This is a genomic window from Cyanobium sp. ULC065 (assembly GCF_977927515.1).
This window is the reverse complement of sequence record NZ_OZ376393.1, coordinates 1,525,016-1,540,956: the sequence shown is the minus strand read 5'-3', so window position 1 is coordinate 1,540,956 and position 15,941 is coordinate 1,525,016. Positions and strand designations below refer to the sequence as shown.

General features: G+C 56.4%; 18 protein-coding genes. 6 read left to right on the top strand and 12 right to left on the bottom strand.

Annotated elements, in window-relative coordinates; all coding sequences use genetic code 11:
• Window position 1 precedes the first annotated feature (1 nt).
• Both ACXMDP_RS07555 and ACXMDP_RS07550 read right to left on the bottom strand, forming a co-directional pair.
• On the bottom strand, window positions 2-2,926 hold the full coding sequence (locus ACXMDP_RS07555) for a DEAD/DEAH box helicase (protein WP_259729616.1): 2,925 nt from the start codon (window positions 2,924-2,926) through the stop codon (window positions 2-4).
• Entirely contained in the window at window positions 2,923-3,858 is a 936-nt protein-coding gene (locus ACXMDP_RS07550; RefSeq protein WP_259729617.1) for a hypothetical protein, read from the bottom strand. Before ACXMDP_RS07550 ends, ACXMDP_RS07555 begins: the two co-directional genes overlap by 4 nt.
• A gap of 193 nt (window positions 3,859-4,051) precedes the next feature.
• On the opposite strand from ACXMDP_RS07550, the gene ACXMDP_RS07545 reads away from it, so the two are divergent.
• From ACXMDP_RS07545 to ACXMDP_RS07530, 4 genes are all read left to right on the top strand, one after another.
• Entirely contained in the window at window positions 4,052-4,561 is a 510-nt protein-coding gene (locus ACXMDP_RS07545) for a hypothetical protein (protein ID WP_457767192.1), read from the top strand.
• 41 nt (window positions 4,562-4,602) lie between these two features.
• Window positions 4,603-5,055, top strand: a complete 453-nt coding sequence (locus tag ACXMDP_RS07540; RefSeq protein ID WP_259729619.1) for a hypothetical protein — start codon at window positions 4,603-4,605, stop codon at window positions 5,053-5,055.
• Between the two features lie 121 nt (window positions 5,056-5,176).
• Window positions 5,177-5,413: a hypothetical protein gene (locus ACXMDP_RS07535; RefSeq protein ID WP_259729620.1), complete on the top strand. Its 237-nt coding sequence runs from the start codon at window positions 5,177-5,179 to the stop codon at window positions 5,411-5,413.
• 244 nt (window positions 5,414-5,657) lie between these two features.
• Window positions 5,658-5,846: a hypothetical protein gene (locus ACXMDP_RS07530; protein ID WP_259729621.1), complete on the top strand. Its 189-nt coding sequence runs from the start codon at window positions 5,658-5,660 to the stop codon at window positions 5,844-5,846.
• A gap of 457 nt (window positions 5,847-6,303) precedes the next feature.
• On the opposite strand, the gene ACXMDP_RS07525 is transcribed toward ACXMDP_RS07530, so the two are convergent.
• The 4 genes from ACXMDP_RS07525 to ACXMDP_RS07510 all read right to left on the bottom strand — a co-directional run bounded on the left by ACXMDP_RS07525 (window position 6,304) and on the right by ACXMDP_RS07510 (window position 8,689).
• On the bottom strand, window positions 6,304-6,990 hold the full coding sequence (locus ACXMDP_RS07525) for an HD domain-containing protein (RefSeq protein WP_259729622.1): 687 nt from the start codon (window positions 6,988-6,990) through the stop codon (window positions 6,304-6,306).
• Window positions 6,990-7,637: a hypothetical protein gene (locus ACXMDP_RS07520; protein ID WP_259729623.1), complete on the bottom strand. Its 648-nt coding sequence runs from the start codon at window positions 7,635-7,637 to the stop codon at window positions 6,990-6,992. The genes ACXMDP_RS07525 and ACXMDP_RS07520 overlap by 1 nt, the downstream gene beginning before the upstream one ends.
• Before the next feature lie 101 nt (window positions 7,638-7,738).
• Complete coding sequence (locus ACXMDP_RS07515) at window positions 7,739-8,110, bottom strand: AbrB family transcriptional regulator (RefSeq protein WP_259729624.1); 372 nt, start codon at window positions 8,108-8,110, stop codon at window positions 7,739-7,741.
• 246 nt (window positions 8,111-8,356) lie between these two features.
• Window positions 8,357-8,689 carry a winged helix-turn-helix transcriptional regulator gene (locus tag ACXMDP_RS07510; protein WP_259729625.1) on the bottom strand — a complete coding sequence of 111 codons (333 nt, stop codon included), beginning with the start codon at window positions 8,687-8,689 and terminating at the stop codon, window positions 8,357-8,359.
• A 109-nt stretch (window positions 8,690-8,798) separates the two neighbouring features.
• Here ACXMDP_RS07510 and ACXMDP_RS07505 point away from each other — a divergent pair, with 109 nt between their 5' ends.
• Both ACXMDP_RS07505 and ACXMDP_RS07500 read left to right on the top strand, forming a co-directional pair.
• Complete coding sequence (locus ACXMDP_RS07505) at window positions 8,799-9,419, top strand: FMN-dependent NADH-azoreductase (protein ID WP_259729626.1); 621 nt, start codon at window positions 8,799-8,801, stop codon at window positions 9,417-9,419.
• A 137-nt stretch (window positions 9,420-9,556) separates the two neighbouring features.
• The gene (locus tag ACXMDP_RS07500) at window positions 9,557-9,928 is read left to right on the top strand and encodes a DUF6194 family protein (protein WP_457767191.1); all 372 of its coding nucleotides are present in this window, start codon (window positions 9,557-9,559) and stop codon (window positions 9,926-9,928) included.
• Between the two features lie 215 nt (window positions 9,929-10,143).
• On the opposite strand, the gene ACXMDP_RS07495 is transcribed toward ACXMDP_RS07500, so the two are convergent.
• The 6 genes from ACXMDP_RS07495 to ACXMDP_RS07470 all read right to left on the bottom strand — a co-directional run bounded on the left by ACXMDP_RS07495 (window position 10,144) and on the right by ACXMDP_RS07470 (window position 15,594).
• Complete coding sequence (locus tag ACXMDP_RS07495; RefSeq protein ID WP_259729627.1) at window positions 10,144-10,977, bottom strand: alpha/beta fold hydrolase; 834 nt, start codon at window positions 10,975-10,977, stop codon at window positions 10,144-10,146.
• Between the two features lie 644 nt (window positions 10,978-11,621).
• Window positions 11,622-12,362 (bottom strand): DevA family ABC transporter ATP-binding protein, encoded by a 741-nt coding sequence (locus tag ACXMDP_RS07490; RefSeq protein WP_259729628.1) that lies wholly within the window; start codon window positions 12,360-12,362, stop codon window positions 11,622-11,624.
• A gap of 46 nt (window positions 12,363-12,408) precedes the next feature.
• Window positions 12,409-13,059 (bottom strand): GAP family protein, encoded by a 651-nt coding sequence (locus tag ACXMDP_RS07485; RefSeq protein WP_399233066.1) that lies wholly within the window; start codon window positions 13,057-13,059, stop codon window positions 12,409-12,411.
• 20 nt (window positions 13,060-13,079) lie between these two features.
• On the bottom strand, window positions 13,080-14,246 hold the full coding sequence (devC, locus tag ACXMDP_RS07480; RefSeq protein ID WP_399233114.1) for an ABC transporter permease DevC: 1,167 nt from the start codon (window positions 14,244-14,246) through the stop codon (window positions 13,080-13,082).
• 55 nt (window positions 14,247-14,301) lie between these two features.
• Window positions 14,302-14,379, bottom strand: a complete 78-nt coding sequence (locus ACXMDP_RS07475) for a hypothetical protein (RefSeq protein WP_399233117.1) — start codon at window positions 14,377-14,379, stop codon at window positions 14,302-14,304.
• Between the two features lie 42 nt (window positions 14,380-14,421).
• Window positions 14,422-15,594 carry an ABC exporter membrane fusion protein gene (locus ACXMDP_RS07470; protein WP_457767190.1) on the bottom strand — a complete coding sequence of 391 codons (1,173 nt, stop codon included), beginning with the start codon at window positions 15,592-15,594 and terminating at the stop codon, window positions 14,422-14,424.
• Window positions 15,595-15,941: the final 347 nt, after the last annotated feature.

Genomic DNA, 15,941 nt, shown 5'->3' with positions numbered 1-15,941 from the left:
ATCAGGCCTCCCGGTGAAGAACGGCCACCAGCTTCAGGTAGGGAGCGGGCTCGATGGTCATCACTTCCTCTACGAAGCGCTCGTGATCCTTGAAGCGCTCCTCGATGGCCTTTTGGTCGGCGGTGCGCTTTTTGTCCTTGATCTGCCTGGGCCGCTGGTCGGCGGCGTAGGCCAGCTCCAGCTGTTCCACCTGCCGGCGGCGCAATCGCCCCAGGCGCTGCCGCTGGGCCTCCAACTCCGGCTGCATGCGCTGTTTCCAGCGCTCACGGCACTCCAAGAGGTAGTTGTGAGCCGCATCGACGGCCACCTTGCGTTGCTGCTTGATGGAATCGGCGATGGCTACTCCCGGGTTCGCGTAGCTGCGGCGACCCAGCTGTAGCCGTTCAGCCACATCTTCGAACGGCTCCACCGCTGCGACCCGCAGGCCGCTGCCCGTAAAGCGCACGGCCACCCACTCCTGCACCACCGGCACACCGCGCTGGTTGGGGATCGTGCCCTGCAGCACAATCACCACCTCGCCCGGAGGGAGCTCTTCGCTGAGTTGCAGCACCGGCGCCTGGTGGCGGGCAAAGGTGATCAAGCCGCGGTCAGCCAGCCAGTCCACCAGTGGGTGCAGATCCCAGAGGTATTCCAGTTCCGGCCGGGCGCTGTCCTGCCGCCGTGCCTGCTCCAGGGCGCGCTGCAGCGCCAACGGATCAGTGCTGAGCGCCAGGCGCTGGCCGCTGGGAGGCTGCAGCTCGCGGGGGTAGCGGTCGTAGCGGCGTTGCAGGTCCTTCGGTGGGCTGAGCTCAAGGCGCTCTTCGGCGGGGTAGGGCTTGAGTTCGAGCTTTTCGCTGCGGCGCTCCATCTGCTCGCTCACCGCCTCCAGAGAGCGCTCTACATAGCTCCAGAGGGTCGGGAACAGGCTGAAGGCTCGGCTGCACTGGACTGCAGGGCCCGGCTCATCGGGGATGACATTGCCATCGGTGGTGTCGCCGTCATCAACGCCGTACAGATCATCAAAGTTGAACAGGCCATCGTCGCTGGCTTGCTTCGAATAGCGCTCTGCGTTGGCATCCATCCGCGCTTCCAGGCCTGAGGCGTCACCGGCTTCCACCGCTTTCTCGATCTCTGTTTCCTCCGCTGCCGGATCGAACACCCGCAGGAACACCGAGGGATCGCCGATGTTCTGTTGGGCCTGCGCGTCTTTCTTGATCAGCACCCGCAGGATCTTCTCGGTGTCGCCCATGCCCTCGTTCCGGGAAGCCGTGAGCAGGTAGCGGATCTGGGGTTGCTGCGGCTGGCCATAGCGATCGATCCGGCCGTTGCGCTGCTGAAGCGTCATCAGCGACCAGGGGATATCGAAGTGCACGAGTCGATGGCTCAGGTAGTGAAGGTTGAGACCTTCTGAGGCCACTTCAGTGGCCACCAGGATCCGCACTGCCTCCTTCTCCTGGGCGAACTGCTCCACCACCTTCGTCTGCTCAACATCGGCCATGGCGCCATCCAGCTGAACAACAGCGCCCTTGGGAAGGGCAAGGTCCTGGGGCAGGTGTTCCACCAGGAAGCGCTGACTTTCACGCCGCCCTGTGAAGATCACCAGCCGGTCCTTCGGGTCCTTGCCCTGCCAGCTCCAGTCAGAGCGGATCAGCTGCAGCAACCGCTGGTACTTGGAGAAGTCTTCGGCGCCGATTGCCACCAGCAGGGGTTCCAGGGGCTCAAGGGCCGCGATATCTGCCGGGGCTGGCGTGGCTCCGGCCCGCAGGCGCTTGAGGCGGTTGCTCACGGTTTCGAGCGCCGCCATCGGGCTCGAGAGCATGCTCTTGGCCAGGGTGGTGCGGAACAGCTGCCCCGCCTTGGCCTTGGCATCGGTGTCGGGCAGCTTCAGATCTGCCAGCAGGGCAAACACCTGCTCTTCCCTCTCGCTCGCCTGGCACACCACATCCCTGCTCTCCCGCTCCTTGACGGTCTTGCGCAGGTCGGCGATCACGTCCTTGCGGAAGCGCCGCAGGTAGAGATCCTTGATGTCGTCCTTGGTGTAGTGGCTCGGGTTGGCGATGGCCGTGGCATCGAGCATGTTCATCAAGCTGGCGAAGCTTTCCGCCTTGCCGTCATGAGGGGTGGCCGAGAGCAGGATCAGCGTGTCGGAGCGGGTGGCCAAACGGTTGGCGAGCCTTGCCCGCTGGCTCTTCTGGGCACCCTTGGCCCGTTCGGCCACGTTCTGGCACTCATCGATCACGATGATGTCCCAGCTCGCGTTTTCAAGGTAGTAGCGATACTCCCGGTCGTTCTTGAGTGTGTCGATCGAGACGATGGTTTTGTCGTAGTAGTGAAAGACGTTCTGACTGGTGGAAACCTTGGCGCGCACCTTCTGGATGGTCTCGGAATCCAGCCGCACCAACGGGATCGAGAAGCGGGTCCAGAACTCCTTCTGAAACTGCACCAGCATGGATTTGGTGGTGACCACCAGGATCCGCTTGCCCCGGCCCCGGCGGATCAACTCGCTGCAAAGGATGCCGCACTCCAGCGTCTTGCCGAGGCCTACCGCATCGGCGATCAGCAGCCGTTGCCGCGGCATCGCTAGGGCCTTGGCGGCGGGCTGCAGCTGGAAGTCCATCACGTCCATCGCCGCCAGATGACCCACCACCAGGGAGGCATCCGTTGGCACCGTGCGGCGCAGATGGGCCTCGAGGAACAGCAGGCTGTCGCGGTACTGGGGTGAGGGATCAGCCACCAGCTCGGTGTCTTCTGGCTGCAGCACCTTGAAGCTGCCGGCCGCCTGCTCCACCTCCACGATGAAGCGGGCCTCCTTCTCCCGCAGGAAGGCCGACACCCCCACCACATCCACCACCTGCTGGCCATCGGAGCTGCGGCCCAGGCTGCGCACCATCCACTCGGCGCTCCGGCATTCGATGCGGGCCCCTGGGGCGAGGACGGCGGCGCTCATGGCTGAGTTCCCAGAGATTCGGTCACGATCACTTCAAGGGCCTCCACATAGGCCTGCAGCCGGCTGTCCAGCCAGGCCGCCAGCTTGGGCCAGGTGGTGGGGTCACGGGCGTCGGCATCCAGCGATTGGGTCAGCCCGTAGCCCTCGCTGTCGGAGATGGGGACCCCCAGGCGTTTCTCCAAGGCTTCTTGATGGAAGAGGAGCAAGGCCTTGGACTCCTCCAACGGTTGGCCGCGCTTGCCCCGCACGAAAATGCCGCAGCGGTACACGGAGATGTAGGTCACCACCACCAGGCTGCTGTTCTTCAGCGGCTGCCAACGGGAGCTGGCAGCATCCGCCGGACCCCACTGGGATTGGTCGGGGTAGAGCTCCAGCAGCTTGCTCCAGAAGGCCAAGCGGAACTGGCCGAGGGTTGAGAGCTCACCCGTCTGGGAGGCCACCTGCTGTTGGAGCTTCCGGTCCCAGCCGTTGGGCTTGGCCACCACCTCGAACAGGGGGGCGATCGGTGAATCGCCGATCCGCACGGCCTTGACCTGCACCGCGAAGAACGCGAAGGGATCGACGGTGTGATCGTTCAGCCAGTGGATGGCCGAGAGGTGGGGATCGCGGAAGTCGCTGGCAATCCAGACGATCACCTGGGCCTGTAGGCCGGCCAGGTAGGTGAGGATCTGGCCGAGGTGGTTGTGGTCGGTCTGCTCCAGCTGGTTCTCAATCAGCACCAGGGATCCGTCCTGGGGGTTGCGGGCCAGCAGATCCGCTGAGAAGGAGCCCACGCTCACCTCCTGCCCCTCCAGCTCCAGGGGGATCCCCAGGGCAGCCGAGAGGCGGTTCAGGTTCTCGGCCAGCCAGGGGGTGAAGCTCTGGGCCTCATGGGCCCAGGCCTGCCTGAGATCCACGGTTTCCAGCAGGCCGAGGCTGGGAATCTGCGTCATTGAGATCCAGCTGGCCCTTGCATCACAGGAAGCTAGGCGGCAAAGGCGATCTGCGCCGTTTTCCTATAGGCCGCGGCCGAAGAGAACTGGCATCTCGGTTAGCGAAATGTGAGTCGATTCATGACCAGCCCAGCGCCTGTGCTGGCCTTCCTCCGCCCTCTAATGCTCTGCTGGAGGTCGCAGCTTCGATCGAATGGCAGGCACTGAGCAAGGGGAGTTGGAACTGATCGCCCCGGTTTCTGAGGCAAACCTGGCGCCCTCCAACTCCAATTCGGCAGCACTGGAGTGCAAGGGCATCCGCTCCACCCGGGATTTCCCTGCAGATCTAACGGCCCTCAGCCGAGAGCAGATCGAGCACCACTACCAGGCGATGCGCAACAGCCATGCCTCGCTCACCCGATCGAGGTCCCAGCTCCAACGCCGCTCCAGGGAGCTCACGGTTGCGCGGGAACGGTTCCTGGAGACCCTGCGTGGTTACGAGGGCCGCTTGATGACGCTGGGCCAGGAAAAGGCCGAGGCCCTGCGCATCGCCCAGGACATGCACCGCGAGCTGGAGGCCTTTGAGGATAAACAGCAGGCGCTCGATGGGATCTTGCAGGAACTGGATGCCGCTAAGGAGGAGGCCGGCTACTGGAGCATCTTCAGCATCACCCGGCTGATCGAGCGCATGCGCCGGCTGCTGCGCGGGGGGAGCGAGGGCTGATGGGGGAGCTCAGTGATCGCTTCGGCGAGCTGATGGCGCGCATGGCCAAGGGCGATGCCGAGCTGTTCCGCACCGTGGGTGAGCAGAACGCTGCGATCCGGCAGCTGGTGGAGGAGGTCGCTCCTGCGGGGTCGAACGGGTCGAATGAGGCCGCGGCCTTGCAGGGGTCACCCCAATCGCTGCTGCCGCAGGAACAGTGCACCCAAGCGGCACTCAAGGCCCGCTTCGGTTCGGCCGCGGCCGCCCATGCTCACCTGGAGACCGTCCTGGGCCCAGCTCCCACCAAGAAAAAAACCTGGGAGCACCTGAGCACCGTGTTTGAGAGCGGCGCCTGGCCCGCACCGGCCCGCGCGCTGGCGCGACCGGAAGCTGGCCGCGGCGGCGTAAGCGAGGAGGCCCTTGCCCAGTTGGAGACGCGGCTGCTCCGCCGCATCGACCAGCTGGAAGATCGCGTGATTGCGGTTCTAGAAAAGGTTCTGCTGGGCAAGTCCTGACCTGCACCAATGGCGACCCTCTGCGCTTCAACCCTGACGGCCATTTCCGCGTCTCTGAAAGCATCCTGGCTGAGCGCACAGGGTATGGGCCGTTGACCCTCAGCGAGTTCTGGAAAAGGGGATGGTCAAGCCCAATGAGATGCACCCTGGAGGGGAGCCATTCGAGCTGAATGACACGGTGAACGACTACTGGATCGCCACCCTCACAGTGTCCAAGGCCTACCGGGTCCAATGGCTCGACAAGGTACGCACCGTGATCGAGTTCGACCCCAGCACACTGACGACGGAGTACGTCACCACCACCCCCAAGTTCAATGTGGGTGGGGTCTACTACGAGAACCTTCCGGCGGAGTCGTAGACCCTTTCGTTGGGTGGCGCCACCTGCTCCTCATACCCCGACAGGAACTCCCTCCGGATGGCTGGGCTCAGCCTCTTAGCAACTCCCGCATGAACTAATCACCCAACGCCACCGCCGTGGCCGAGTTCTCCGCCTCGCTCAGCCAAGACCTGCTGGTGGGCTTAAAGCTGTTGTAGCACCAGGCGATCGCGAAGCTACCTCCACCGGCCTGACTGGCCCCGAACTGATTCCCCACCCCCTCCCCATGCCGTTCAAACCTGAGAAACTGGGTCGCTTTCTGCTCCGGGGGCTTCGCATTGGCGCCAGCACGATCGCGGTCGTGGAGCTCCTGCGCAACGACTGGAACGCTGGTATCAGTGCCTCTTTGGCCTGGTTGGTGTTTCTTCTGGTGGAGCGGCAGCTTCCGCCTCCAGTGGATGATTCCGAGAGCTGACAGCCATCGACGATCTGCTCAGCCGACCAGGGCCTGGTGCTGATCCGGCATCTGCGGCGGCGGGGGCGGTTGCAGCAATGGGGCGATGCTGCTGATGCCGAGAACACAAAGGAGAAGGCGCCCGGAAAGGTCAGCAGGCGCATCCCCAAACAGCGGCTCGCTCAGCTGCAGGAATTAACAACCGGGTGGCAAACTATCACTAGCGGCTCGTCATTCTCGACTTCGATTGGGCATGGACGATGGAACAAATGGCGATTGTTCGACATCAGCGACTTCTCTCGCACTCGCCCCAGTCTGGGATGTCATTGCCTGCCGCTCGCCAGAGCTAGTCAGCAGTCCGTCGGGGTCATCCGCCATGAACGGGCAGTCCGTTGGTGCGCCCGCCCCATGGGCCAGCAAGACGGTGGCCGGTGCGGCGTCAGGGCCATCGATCAACCGTGGCGCGGAGGTGGGGGGCTCAGCCGTCATGGACTGATCTGCTCCGGTGCGTCTCGGGTCGCTCCAGATACCCCGCCGCCCACACCGCCGGGGCAATCCCGCGGGGCACGATCTGCCGGTAGGCCTCACTGGCGAGGATCTCCTTCACGGCCTCCCCGAGCAGCTCATTGGAGCGGCTGCCGGGCAGCCGGTGGCTGAGGGTCTGGTGGATCCGCAGCAGGTACCAGGCAGTGCCATCGAGCCCCGCCTTGAATCGATCCCAGCTGGCGGGGTCGCGGCGGCCATCGAGCACCTGATCGCGGGCGTTGTGGGCCTTGTCAGCAGCTGTCACCAGCAGCGAGGTCTCGCTCTTGTGCTCCAGCGAGGTCACATAGCGGGTCTTGCGCACCAGCCAAGGTTCTTTGCCTGCGCCGGTCAGGCCCTCGGCGGTGTCGGTGCAGTCCACCACGATGCCGGCCACCTTTTCCCCAAAGCGTTCGGCGATCGAGGCGTGGCTCTGGCCTGCATCCTCGATCGAGTCGTGCAGCAGTCCGGCGATCGCCTGATCTTCCGTGCCCTCGTCCTCCCAGACCAGACCACTCACGGCGATCAGGTGGGAGATGTAGGGCACGGGCTTGCCCTTGCGACGCTGGCGGCTGTGCAGCTGGGCGGCCCAGCGCAGGGCATCGACATAGAGCGGGCTATGGAGATGGGGCTGGGTGGTCATCAGCGATCGGAGGCCGGGGGTGGCAGCCGTTCAAGCAGCAGTTCCAGCTTGCGGTCCTGCTCGCGCAGCACTCCCAGGAAGCCGGCAGCGGTCAGAGCCAGCACGATCAGCCAGGCCAGGGACGTCCATAGAACGGCCTTGAGGACCCCGGAACCTCCCACCGCTGCAGGAGATGCATCGGCATGGAGGACCGTTACGGCGGCTGCCGTGTCTCCGGCGTCCAGATTGAGGACCAGCCGCAGCAGCGCTTCCGGCGTCACTGGGACGAGCGCGGAGCTCAGTGCTGTCGATTGCGAGGTCTCCAGCAATTCCTGCCGGCAGCGATGCAGTCCACCACCTGCCCAGAACATCCCCCACGCTCTGTTGTTCCGCTGCAGCACCACCCACCGCTCGGGTCTGGCGTCAAGACGCACCAGCTGAGCGGCCTTGGCCAGCGACCAGCTACGGCCAGCCGCAACAGAGGGATGGGCTTCCAGTAGCAACTTCCCTTGCGGATCACGTGTGAAACCCGTCACCACCTGCAGCGCAAAGACATCCACGATCTGGCAGTGCACCGCTCGCTGGGCTTCGCTCCACTCCGGTGCCATGAACAGCAGTGCTCCGCCGTAGCGGTGCAGGCAGTCCTCGACGAGCTGGTTTTCGTGCACTGCACCCCTATTCCCGGGCGATCAACGCTAGGGAGAGTTGTGGCTCCCGCAAACAGCGACGGAGGCCTTGACGCCACCCGTAACCGAGATGGACGCGCCCCTCACTCCTCCTCGTCGGCCCCACCTACAGGCACCAGACGGATCTGCTTGCGACCCAGCTTGATTTCGAACTCATCGCCAGGCTTGAGATCCAGAAACGCGGTGTAGGCCTTGCCCACCAGCAGGTTGCCGTTGCCCTGAACCGTGGCGACGTAGCTCAAGCTGCGACCAGCCTTCCCTTTGCCGTTGCCACCACCCTCTCCGAGGCTGACGCCTTTGGCTTCCAGCAGCGCCTCATAGAAGGCGGTGAAGTTCAGCCGCTCGCTGCCGTCCTTCTTGGTGCTCACATAACCGGCGGCCCGCACCAGGTCGGACTTGGAGGCGTCACCAAGTTCTTTGACTTTGGACAGCAGGTCTGATCCGGTCAGGGGCATGTGAGGAGTCCAGCGACTGAGTGGAAGGTAGCCACTCAGGCCACCGTGTCCAGTTGCAGAAGGTGCGGGTAGCCTCTGGGGGCTGGGAACCAAAACAAGTTTAGCCTTGCGAATGACGGAGGGTTCGCCAGCAGCCGCTTTCGGTGCTCACCTCCTGGCCAATGCCGACCTCAGCATCTTGTTAGCTAGCTTCGGTTACAGCTAGTAGATCTGTCTAGAAATCATCTGTTGAAGCTTAAGTTTTGGTCATACAACAGCTTTTGGGTTAGCGCCATACCATCTCACAGCCAGTTCATAGAGATGATCGAGTGTTCCCGAGAATTCTTTGCCGCATTCGGTGAGCGTGTAAGTCACTTGTGGTGGAATAGTGGTTTCGTGTTGACGATGAACCAAATCAAGAGATTCCAACAGCCTTAACCTTTCCGTCAGCACTTTGGTTGAGATACCTTCTACTTTTCGCCTGAGTTCACCAAATCGCTGTGATCCATTGGAATCAAGTAACCAGAGGATGTAAAGAGTCCACCGTCCTGATAGTTTTTTCAGAATTGTCTCCAATGGACAGCCATGGGTTTCAGTCATGGTATGTGTTGCATTCGGTGTTGAGTAGTTACCATTTGGTTCCTACTTTACTTTAGTATCCACCCGTTTTACTGTCGAGAGGTCCTGATTCATTTTCTGATTGCCCCTTATGAAAAGTATTCTGCATCTCGATGCGAGTCCTCGTGGTGAGCGCTCAAGATCTCGTCAGCTCGCTAGGAAATTCATGGCAGCATGGCAGGAGCTCCACCCAGGCGCAATGATAACGTATCGTGACTTGCGCCAAACTCCGATTCCTCACATTACTGAAAGTTGGATTGAAGCTGACTTTACGCCACCAGAATCACTTAGCCCAGAGCTGCGAGAGCTGCTCAAGTTATCTGACGAGTTAGTTGACGAGTTTTTGGGTGCCGATCGATGTCTGTTCAGTGTGCCGATGTATAACTTCAGCGTGCCCTCAAGTTTCAAAGCCTACATTGATCAGATTGTGCGTGTAGGTAGAACATTTACGTTTGAGGATGGTCAAGGCAAGGGGCTAGTCAGCGGGAAGAAAGTTTTGTTCATTACATCACGAGGCACTGAATTTGGTTGCGGTTCACCCTATGAGGGATATGATGCTCAAGAGCCAGCTTTGCGTAATATTTTTCAATTTATGGGAGTGTCTGACATTCAGTTTATTCATGCCAGTGGCTTAGACATGGGAGAGGACGCTCACAAAAGGGGGTTGGAAGAAGCTCAGTCAAAGATTAAGCATTTAGTGGTTGATTGGTAGTGCCAGCCAGATAGCGCTAGCAGTTAGGAGAACCTATGTCACCACAAGAGATTATTCAGTTCATCTGCAGTGGTCTCTCAGGAGTAGTCCCAAAAGCCAGTTGGGGCTAAACGTCCCTCTTTTACAATCCTGGCTACATGTTGCCCAATGGTGTTTACTTCTGCACAATCAAGCAGCACAATGGTGACAACGATAAATCTACTAGTCTCGATCGAGAAGATGTGTTTAGACTTGCTATTGGACTTAACCCAGAAAACTATGCTCGCATGTTTGGTGGAAAGCCAACACGCCCCGTAAAAGGTGGTGTTGTGGCAACGGAGTACGATTATACAGAATTGAATGAGCTTATGCCGCATCCAATTTACGCCTGGATTTCCTGGGTGCAAATCCTTTCACCTGGCCGAGATAAGTTTCGGGAGATTTTCCCTTTAATTCAGGAAGCTCATCAGGAGGCAGTGAAAAGGTTTAGGAGCAAAACAGCCTCAATTCATTTCGCTGCGGAACAATGAACTTGGTGGGTTGAGTGCTGTGCCGGTGGCTATAAAGCGGAAGTACCCGCGTAACCAACTCCCCTCATAGACTTTCGGCTTTGCCATAGCGACCACCTGAAAACCGCTCTTGTGATGCCTAACGACCCCAAGCTCAGCGACGCGAAGAGGATAGCGCTGGGGCCGTACGAAAGAACAGCCTGTGACAGCTTCGGAGCGTTCGTTGCAGCGCATGGTTAGGAGAAGGCTATTTCGATGAGATTATCAACTGCAAGTGCAACTTGCCCCGGTGCTTCGCGCGGAAGGAAATGCCCCACGCCCGTTAGCACTTGGCGCTCATAAGGCCCGGTAAAATATGCCTCCCGCCCTCTGGAAGCCGAGGGAAGTGTGCAGAAATCTTCCGCACCATGCAGGATTGTCGTAGGACAGAACACCGAGGAAGCCAAAGCAGCCCTCCTCTCAATTTCGTCGTCAGGTGCATGGCCTTTTACCTCCCCGGAGGAATGTCGATAAAAGTGCATGACCACCTCAATGAAGTCGGGATTGTCAAATGAGTTGGCAGTCAGGTCAAATTCCTCATCGGTGAAGCCCCAACCCGGTGACCAGGAGTGCCACAACCACCGACAGAATGCTCGTCGATCAGCAGCAAGCGTGGCGCGGCCTGCGGCAGTGCAAAAATACCACTGATACCAATAGGCTTGAGCTTGCTGGAGTTGTCGAGGAGGCAACCCGGGTGCGTCATAGAGGTCTGGGCTAAGGAGAACAAGCGCGCGGACACGGTCAGACAATAACGGGGTTGCAACTAATGCGGCTGATGCTCCGATGTCGTGACCGACGAGGACAAATTGCGTCAGACCAAGTGCGTCAACAAGATCGATAAGATCCGACGCCAATGAGCCGGTCTGTCCGCTGCGTGAATGGTGGGAATCCAGAAAGTGCGTTTCGCCGAAGCCGCGTAGATAGGGAGCAATCGTTCGATAACCCATTGACACTAGCTGCTTGGAGACAACATCCCAAGTTCGAAGGTCATCTGGAAATCCATGAAGCAGCACCACCGGAGTCGATTCCAAGGTTCCAGAATCCTCAAAACCAATATCAAGCCGGGAGGTCCGAATGCATCGCCGAATTCTTGAACGCTGATGACGCATCTGAGTCTGAGTTGCCTAACGCTATTTGGGCGAACCTGATGACCAAATCGAGTCTACTGCTCCGCTCAGCATAAAACCTCGCGCAAGGCACAGTAATCAACTTTGATCGACTGCGAAAACTGGGGCCTACTAGTTACAACCTAGAGAGCTGGGGTCTTATGCGGACCCATCTAGCACAGTTCTCTTCGTTATTCCAGGCTCGTCCCCGCCTCAGGCTCCACAAGCTCCACCGCCATCCTCGCCTTCCCAAGCGCATGAAACAACTTCCCCTGCGGCATCCGCAGCACTTGTGTACCGCTTGCCGGGACTAGACACCACGACCGACTTCGGCTTCGTTTACAGCAAGGCTGGTGCTGTGGCGGTGGAGAATCGGGGCGCGATTACTAACTAGTCCGAGATATAACGTAGGAAATGAAAGATACTGAGCTGAGTCGTATTGTTCTTGTCAAAAGCAATTGAACGATAGGCACGAGACCGAGACCATGAGTTCATTGAAGATTGCCTGAAGGGATTAAACTGTCCGAATTGGCTACATCAACTAATACAAGCTTTGGCCGGTTAGACACTTACTCCGAGATCACATTCTCCGGATTGGATGCCAAACGGCCATCTTCCATATAGACAATGCGATCGGCGATGTCCAATATGCGGTTGTCGTGTGTGACCATTAAGATGGTGCAGCCCTGTTCTTTAGCTAGTTTTTGCATAATCTCTACAGCATCGCGTCCTGACTTTTTATCAAGTGCTGCTGTCGGTTCATCGGCTAAAACGATCTTGGGTTGACTAACCAAGGCACGGGCGATCGCGACGCGCTGTTTTTGCCCGCCCGACAAGCTATCGGCAAAATAGTCTACCCGCTGCTTTAGCCCTACTGCTTCTAGCATGGCAACACTCGTGCCATCAACGTCGCGATCAAACATTTCCTCATGTAATTCCAGGGACATTCGCACATTTTGTTTTGCAGTAAGAAAGGTCAATAGATTATGTGCCTGAAAGATATAGCCAATATTGCGACGAAGTTGTGTCAAGTGATGCTTGCTTGCATCGTGTAGTTCTTGACCGAGAATCCTGAGGCTGCCTTCTTGTGCCGATCGCAATCCACCCATGAGCGTTAGAAGGGTAGTTTTACCTGAGCCAGAGGGCCCAGTCATGATAATAATCTCGCCTGCGTAAACATCTAGGTTTATGTCAAACAAAGCTTGTTTGCGGAGCTCACCACTTCCAAAATAGTGATTAAGCTTCCGGACAGAAATAACTGCTTCTGCTTCAGTTGAGTGAAATTGATCTGAATTCCGAGTTTGAGTCATTGTACTTGTCTGTGAATGTGGATAAGCGATCGACTCATTGGACGACCTAAGGTAAAAGTATGCAGTCTGCGACCAAGAGAATGCCTAATCCAACTAGCAGAAGTCGCAATATCCTGGGTCCCCACTTCTGAATCGAACGGTTAAGTCTATACATTAGATCGGTGCTACGTTCGCCTAGGTAAATGTAGAGTCCTAATAGTGCGATCAACGGTAGAACGAAGATAGTGTTGTAGATTGCCAGAATACTGACTGTGGACCAAAGGTCTAACTGTGATCGCTCTATTCCCTCGATAGCTGCCAGATAAGGCAATGCTGTCGGGAAGTCCCAAAGCGTTGCAGCGCTACCAAATAGAAAGGTTTTAGCGGTCGTTAACTGAGCAGGGCGTCTAACTTCTTGGGAATCACCAGTAAACTTGTTAAGGTTCAAACCCACTACAAGTAGAACGATGCCAATGATCATCTGCAACGTGTACAACAGTGAAGGTGGCAGACTTAGTGCATTGATTGTGATTCGACTTGCTCCAAATGCCACTGCCACTCCTGCTGTCCAATAAGTGATAAACACTCCCGCTATAAATGATGTTGAGCGAGGAATTGGCTTAGGAGTACTGAGCAGATAAATTTGAACTGCTGTAGTAGTGGGGTTTAGGCTGTCTAGTGCCGCGATCGCAACAAGATAAGCAGGCAAGGATGACATCTGATTACACCAGTTAAGAATTAGAAAATATCAGCAGGATCAGCAGACTGTAGCTTACGCATGGCTATTCCTCCTGAAGCGGTACACATCACAATCGTCAAGGACAACACAAGCGTCGCTCGGCTGACTGTCATACCAATCGGAAGATAAGTTGCAGTGGCGACAATGGAGTACAGCCCAGTCGATATGACAATTCCTGGAATGAATCCCAAGATGGCCATAATCAGCGCTTCCTGGATGAGTACTCCAACCAAGTAACCGTCGCTGTAACCCATTGCCTTCAGCGTGGCATATTCTGGCAAATGGTCTGATACGTCAGAATAGAGGATTTGATAGACGATAATGGTGCCGACGACAAACCCAATGATTGCGCCAAATCCGAACAAGATCCCGATAGGACTGTTGGTTTCCCAGTATTTCTTCTCATGTTGAATAAACTCATCACGAGTCAGGACTAACACGTTCTTAAACTCTGATTGCATCGCAGCTTGAACTTGCTTAACATCAGTGTCTGGTTTCAACTGAATGGTCCCAATATCAATTTCATCGGGCTTACGATCTGGGAAGAGACGTAGGAAAGTTGAATGACTGGTAATGGCATTGCCATTGGCAGAGAATGATGCTCCCATGACAAACGTTCCAACTACCTTGACTTGGAAGTTGTTAAATTGAATCGGCACTGAGCTGAACTGCTGAAGTTCTTTTACTACATTGCCATAAAACCCTTTTGCACCAGCGCGATCGTAGAGAATCCGATTCAGCAGTTTAAGTTCATTTTGGTGTGCTTGGACATCTGGCAGAGTGATCGCCGAGTTATGAGGATTAATTGCAAAGACCATGGTGGGCTGATTCGTTCGGGTTTGAGCATTCCGCCACTCGCCCTGCCCCACATATAGGTAGTTAATCGATTCAACCTCTTTAGCTCCTGCTGCCTGATAGAGCTGCTGTCTAGGAAAGCTTCTGACCACATTCAGACTTTCAAACAACGGGTTAATCAGAAATAGATCCCCTTGCAGCGAGGTGTAGGGTATTACGACAGACTCAAATAGCGCATCGAGCAATCCCAGTTGAAAAAACATCAAAATATCAGCGAATGCAATTCCCGCTAAAGCCACCGCAAGACGAGTTTTCTCCCGTTTTAGCTGAAACCATGCTAGGGGTGTTTTTCGAAATAGGTGACGAAACATAGGTGACTTCTTTCCACGCTTTAGGCCAAACCATGATGGCGAGCACAACAACCGCTTAAACGCAATAATCAAACCTGAGTTTGTTAAAGATGCTTTTGACATGTATTTTGATGGTAATTTGACTGAGATACAATCCGTTAGCAACTTCAGAATTGTCATAAAGAATATGAACGAACTATAGTCGAATGGCAACCTGTACTTGCAAGTTCGTTAAGCCTGCAACGCGATCGCTGTCTGCTGCATTCAACCGAATTGTGACTTTAACCGCCCGTTGATCTAGGTTTTCTCCCGGTTGATTATTGAAGGTCTCCTGCTGGCTCACTTGTAGTCCGATTTCATTGACTGTGCCTTGCAGTTCTCCAGAGAAAGGTTCACCTGTAATCACTACCTGTTGACCCATCCGAATCTTGCCGATGTCAGTTTGATACACTTCGGCAATCACTTGCATCTGGCGGGTTTGCCCCAGATCTGCAATGCCTTTATCACCCACAACTTCTCCCGGCTTGGCATAGATTTCTAGAATCTGTCCTGCTTGGGGCGATCGCACTTCTGCCTGTCTCAAATCCGCTTTCGATCGTTGAGCCACAGCGATGGCCTGATCCACTTTTGCTTGTGCTATGTGCAGATCCACTGGACGTACTTCAACAATTTGATCCAGGTTTGCCCTGGCGGACTCAATTTGTGCCCGTAGCGTTCTACCCGTCCGGCTTTGGTTTGCTTTGCCCTCACTTAACTGTGCTTGTGCTTTTTGGAAAGCCAATCTTTTCTGGTCAAACTGAGATGCAGAGAGGGCTCCTTCTTGATAGAGCGATTGAAAGCGTTTGTACTCGGAGCGGGCATAATTTACCTCAGCCTCTAAACTTGCTAAGGTTGCTTGTTGCCGCCAAGTTTCTCCGGCTAATTCTGCTTGCAAACGTGTGATCTCTGCTTGCTGGGCGTTGATTTCGCCTGACTTTGCTCCCGCTCTGACTTGAGCAAGTTCCGCCAAGGCAACGGTGACGTGTTGCTCCGCTTCAAAGAGCGCACCTTGCAACCGATCCCGGCTGTCTAGTATCGCAATCACTTGGTTAACCTGAACGCGATCGCCTCGTTTGACTAGGAGTTGGGCAACGCGATCGTTGCTGAGGGTGGCTGGAACTGACATCTTTATAACTTCATTTTCAGGTTCCAGCCGACCCAGTGCCACCACAGACTCAATGATGTGGGTAGTCTGATTATTCTCTGGTGACTGTTCAGCCGTAAGATATGAAATGCCTTTGTAAGAAATACCCGCTGTAATGACAGTTGAACCAATGATCATGAAAAGCACCCAACGATTGGGCAGTTTCGACAATGACTTTACACTCATGGTAGTTTGCATAAACGGAAGCGGGTGGTCCGAGATGACTAAGTTTTGGATGGCGAATCAATCATCAAGTTTGAGGTGATTGATCAATCACTAGAGTTGAAGCTGATACTGCTATATCTCAGAAGGTTGCACAAGAGCCTTAGTCACGAATGGGAAGAAGGATCTGATTATCAACCAGAGAAAATCTGTCAAACCTAGGCTAGCCAGTGCGATTGGAACAGACCGGAGTCAGAAACTTGTTGACTTCCAAACCTGACAGTGTTTGAACGATTTCTGGCAGTTGAAATCCCATGAAGGTGATTGCCAATGCCATGGCAAGTACACAATCGCTGGGCTTTCCTAGATGG